This is a genomic window from Microbacterium sp. F1-18 (assembly GCF_052921305.1).
In genome coordinates this window covers 1-5,480 of the sequence record NZ_JBREVD010000008.1, presented here as the reverse complement: position 1 = coordinate 5,480, position 5,480 = coordinate 1, and the positions used below count along the sequence as shown (strand labels likewise).

Sequence of the window (5,480 nt, the reverse complement as noted above, 5' to 3'; positions counted from 1 at the left end):
ACGAAAGAAGTCCGGCGGTGTCCTACTCTCCCACAGGGTCCCCCCTGCAGTACCATCGGCGCTGTGAGGCTTAGCTTCCGGGTTCGGAATGTAACCGGGCGTTTCCCTCACGCTATGGCCGCCGAAACACTATTGATGTTTCAGTCTGCACAACGATTGATCGTTATGCGGTTCTCGACCGTACATCGAGAACCACTCAGTGGACGCAAGCACCAAAAACGGTGTGTTATCAAGTCATCGGCTTATTAGTACCGGTCAGCTTCACGTGTTACCACGCTTCCACATCCGGCCTATCAACCCAGTAGTCTAGCTGGGAGCCTCTCGCCCGAAGGCATGGAAATCTCATCTTGAGGCCGGCTTCCCGCTTAGATGCTTTCAGCGGTTATCCATCCCGAACGTAGCTAACCAGCGGTGCTCCTGGCGGAACAACTGGCACACCAGAGGTTCGTCCAACCCGGTCCTCTCGTACTAGGGTCAGATCCTCTCAAATTTCCTACGCGCGCAGCGGATAGGGACCGAACTGTCTCACGACGTTCTAAACCCAGCTCGCGTACCGCTTTAATGGGCGAACAGCCCAACCCTTGGGACCTACTCCAGCCCCAGGATGCGACGAGCCGACATCGAGGTGCCAAACCATGCCGTCGATATGGACTCTTGGGCAAGATCAGCCTGTTATCCCCGAGGTACCTTTTATCCGTTGAGCGACAGCGCTTCCACAAGCCACTGCCGGATCACTAGTCCCGACTTTCGTCCCTGCTCGACCTGTCAGTCTCACAGTCAAGCTCCCTTGTGCACTTACACTCGCCACCTGATTGCCAACCAGGTTGAGGGAACCTTTGGGCGCCTCCGTTACTTTTTGGGAGGCAACCGCCCCAGTTAAACTACCCACCAGGCACTGTCCCTGAACCGGATTACGGTTCGAAGTTAGATATCCAGAGTGACCAGAGTGGTATTTCAACAATGACTCCACGGTAACTGGCGTCACCGCTTCAAAGTCTCCCACCTATCCTACACAAGCCACACCGAACACCAATACCAAGCTGTAGTAAAGGTCACGGGGTCTTTCCGTCCTGCTGCGCGTAACGAGCATCTTTACTCGTAGTGCAATTTCGCCGAGTTCGCGGTTGAGACAGTTGGGAAGTCGTTACGCCATTCGTGCAGGTCGGAACTTACCCGACAAGGAATTTCGCTACCTTAGGATGGTTATAGTTACCACCGCCGTTTACTGGGGCTTAAATTCTCAGCTTCGCCTTGCGGCTAACCGGTCCTCTTAACCTTCCAGCACCGGGCAGGCGTCAGTCCGTATACATCGTCTTGCGACTTGGCACGGACCTGTGTTTTTAGTAAACAGTCGCTACCCACTAGTCTCTGCGGCCTCCACACCCTTTCGGAGTAAATCCTAATAAGTGGAAGGCCCCCCTTCTCCCGAAGTTACGGGGGCATTTTGCCGAGTTCCTTAACCACGATTCTCTCGATCTCCTTGGTATTCTCTACCTGACCACCTGAGTCGGTTTGGGGTACGGGCAGCTAGAACCTCGCGTCGATGCTTTTCTCGGCAGCATAGGATCACCCACTTTTTATCCGCATCGTGTCTCAGCCTGTATGAGTCACGGATTTGCCTATGACTCGGCCTACGCACTTGCCCCGGGACAACCATCGCCCGGGTTGGGCTACCTTCCTGCGTCACACCTGTTAATACGCTAGCCGCACCAGCATGGGGTCGAGCGTTAGACCGGACCGTCTCACCCCGAAGGGATCAACTAAGCCCGGGTTAGGACTCTTAGCACCACTGGATTAGCTTGGGCGGTTCTTCGCCGGTACGGGAATATCAACCCGTTGTCCATCGACTACGCCTGTCGGCCTCGCCTTAGGTCCCGACTTACCCAGGGAAGATTAGCTTGACCCTGGAACCCTTGGTCTTTCGGAGGACGTGTTTCTCACACGTCTTTCGCTACTCATGCCTGCATTCTCACTCGTGTAGCCTCCACGGCTGGTTCACACCGCCGCTTCGCTGGCCACACGACGCTCTCCTACCCATCAACACGGCTGGACCACGAAGGCCTACCAATAATGTCAATGCCACAACTTCGGTGGCGTGCTTGAGCCCCGTTACATTGTCGGCGCGGAATCACTTGACCAGTGAGCTATTACGCACTCTTTCAAGGGTGGCTGCTTCTAAGCCAACCTCCTGGTTGTCACAGCAACTCCACATCCTTTCCCACTTAGCACGCGCTTTGGGACCTTAGTTGGTGGTCTGGGTTGTTTCCCTCTCGACTATGAAGCTTATCCCCCACAGTCTCACTGCTGCGCTCTCACTTACCGGCATTCGGAGTTTGGCTGACGTCAGTAACCTTGTAGGGCCCATCGGCCATCCAGTAGCTCTACCTCCGGCAAGAAACACGCAACGCTGCACCTAAATGCATTTCGGAGAGAACCAGCTATCACGAAGTTTGATTGGCCTTTCACCCCTATCCACAGCTCATCCCCTCAGTTTTCAACCTAAGTGGGTTCGGTCCTCCACGACGTCTTACCGTCGCTTCAACCTGGCCATGGATAGATCACTTCGCTTCGGGTCTAGGACACGCGACTGAATCGCCCTATTCAGACTCGCTTTCGCTACGGCTACCCCACACGGGTTAACCTCGCCACGTATCGCTAACTCGCAGGCTCATTCTTCAAAAGGCACGCTGTCACCCCTACTAAGGAGGCTCCAACGGTTTGTAAGCAAACGGTTTCAGGTACTATTTCACTCCCCTCCCGGGGTACTTTTCACCTTTCCCTCACGGTACTTGTCCGCTATCGGTCATCTGGGAGTATTTAGGCTTATCAGGTGGTCCTGACAGATTCACACGGGATTTCTCGGGCCCCGTGCTACTTGGGATACTCTTCACGCCAAGAGAAGCATTTCGACTACGGGGTTCGCACCCTCTATGACCAGGCATTCAAACCTGTTCGTCTATACCTTCTTGTAACGTCGACCACTCGGCAGAATGATCAGAAAAGTCCCACAACCCCCAACGTGCAACGCCTGCCGGCTATCACACACGCAAGGTTTAGCCTGATCCGGTTTCGCTCGCCACTACTAACGGAATCGCTGTTGCTTTCTCTTCCTGTGGGTACTGAGATGTTTCACTTCCCCACGTTCCCTCTACCCGCCCTATATATTCAGGCGGGAGTCACTAGGTCGGCACGCCGCCCAGCGGGGTTTCCCCATTCGGACACCCTCGGATCACAGTGTGCTTATCCACTCCCCGAGGCTTATCGCAGATTGCTACGTCCTTCTTCGGCTCCAGATGCCAAGGCATCCACCGTTTGCTCTTAAAGACTTGAAATCACATGAGTTGAATCGTCAAAAAATTGACTAATGATCTTTAAGATCATCTTCACGACACAACACCCGAAGGTGTCGCATCGAAGATGCTCGCGTCCACTGTGTAGTTCTCAAAGTACGGGCGGTACCCTCCCCACATGCCACCCAAGCAGCATGAAGAAAAGGCCCAGAGGTTGCGGACTCTCATCCGGTCCCTCAGGACCCAACAGCGTGCAGGTGCGACACCCGAAACCCTCCCCGTTCCCACCGCAAGCGGCGTACTAGAGAAGAACCTCATCCTTCGCACCATGTCAAATGTTCCACCCATGAGCTCCCAGCGAAGAACATGTGCCTTCGAACTGGGTTCTGGACTCCGAAGAGTCAGATGCTCCTTAGAAAGGAGGTGATCCAGCCGCACCTTCCGGTACGGCTACCTTGTTACGACTTAGTCCTAATTACCGATCCCACCTTCGACGGCTCCCTCCACAAGGGTTGGGCCACCGGCTTCAGGTGTTACCGACTTTCATGACTTGACGGGCGGTGTGTACAAGACCCGGGAACGTATTCACCGCAGCGTTGCTGATCTGCGATTACTAGCGACTCCGACTTCATGAGGTCGAGTTGCAGACCTCAATCCGAACTGGGACCGGCTTTTTGGGATTCGCTCCACCTCACGGTATTGCAGCCCTTTGTACCGGCCATTGTAGCATGCGTGAAGCCCAAGACATAAGGGGCATGATGATTTGACGTCATCCCCACCTTCCTCCGAGTTGACCCCGGCAGTATCCCATGAGTTCCCACCATTACGTGCTGGCAACATAGAACGAGGGTTGCGCTCGTTGCGGGACTTAACCCAACATCTCACGACACGAGCTGACGACAACCATGCACCACCTGTATAGAGACCTTGCGGGGCGACTGTTTCCAGACGTTTCCTCTATATGTCAAGCCTTGGTAAGGTTCTTCGCGTTGCATCGAATTAATCCGCATGCTCCGCCGCTTGTGCGGGTCCCCGTCAATTCCTTTGAGTTTTAGCCTTGCGGCCGTACTCCCCAGGCGGGGAACTTAATGCGTTAGCTGCGTCACGGAATCCGTGGAATGGACCCCACAACTAGTTCCCAACGTTTACGGGGTGGACTACCAGGGTATCTAAGCCTGTTTGCTCCCCACCCTTTCGCTCCTCAGCGTCAGTTACGGCCCAGAGATCTGCCTTCGCCATCGGTGTTCCTCCTGATATCTGCGCATTCCACCGCTACACCAGGAATTCCAATCTCCCCTACCGCACTCTAGTCTGCCCGTACCCACTGCAGGCCCGAGGTTGAGCCTCGGGTTTTCACAGCAGACGCGACAGACCGCCTACGAGCTCTTTACGCCCAATAATTCCGGATAACGCTTGCGCCCTACGTATTACCGCGGCTGCTGGCACGTAGTTAGCCGGCGCTTTTTCTGCAGGTACCGTCACTTTCGCTTCTTCCCTGCTAAAAGAGGTTTACAACCCGAAGGCCGTCATCCCTCACGCGGCGTTGCTGCATCAGGCTTTCGCCCATTGTGCAATATTCCCCACTGCTGCCTCCCGTAGGAGTCTGGGCCGTGTCTCAGTCCCAGTGTGGCCGGTCACCCTCTCAGGCCGGCTACCCGTCGACGCCTTGGTGAGCCATTACCTCACCAACAAGCTGATAGGCCGCGAGCTCATCCCTGACCGAAATTCTTTCCAGCTACTGACCATGCGGTCGCAGCTCGTATCCGGTATTAGACGCCGTTTCCAGCGCTTATCCCAGAGTCAGGGGCAGATTGCTCACGTGTTACTCACCCGTTCGCCACTGATCCACAGAGCAAGCTCTGCTTCACCGTTCGACTTGCATGTGTTAAGCACGCCGCCAGCGTTCATCCTGAGCCAGGATCAAACTCTCCGTAAAGAAAATTTGCTGCGACCAGTCGGAAAAAGACCAGAGCAGCGAGTTTGATGCTGACCAAAGAGATAAATCATTGCTGACTATCCGTTGCCTCCCCGAAGGAAGGTCTTTGATCCAAAGGAATCTCACCCCACCGAAGTGGAGTCGAGGTTATTTGGCATTTGACAAGTGCACGCTGTTGAGTTCTCAAGGATCGGACGCTCCCCCAACTGACCTCACAGCCAGCCCAGAGGGCAACTTCACAACCATACCCCACC

At 54.9% G+C, this 5,480-nt stretch carries 3 rRNA genes; all 3 read right to left on the bottom strand.

From position 1 onward, the window contains the following. Positions 1–9 precede the first annotated feature (9 nt). Positions 10–126: ribosomal RNA gene (gene rrf / locus ACU6RU_RS15790) — 5S ribosomal RNA — on the bottom strand. 99 nt (positions 127–225) lie between these two features. Further along, positions 226–3,332, bottom strand: a 23S ribosomal RNA gene (locus ACU6RU_RS15785). 374 nt (positions 3,333–3,706) lie between these two features. Beyond that, a 16S ribosomal RNA gene (locus tag ACU6RU_RS15780) occupies positions 3,707–5,226 on the bottom strand. Together the 16S, 23S and 5S rRNA genes form the textbook arrangement of a ribosomal RNA operon. Positions 5,227–5,480 lie beyond the last annotated feature (254 nt).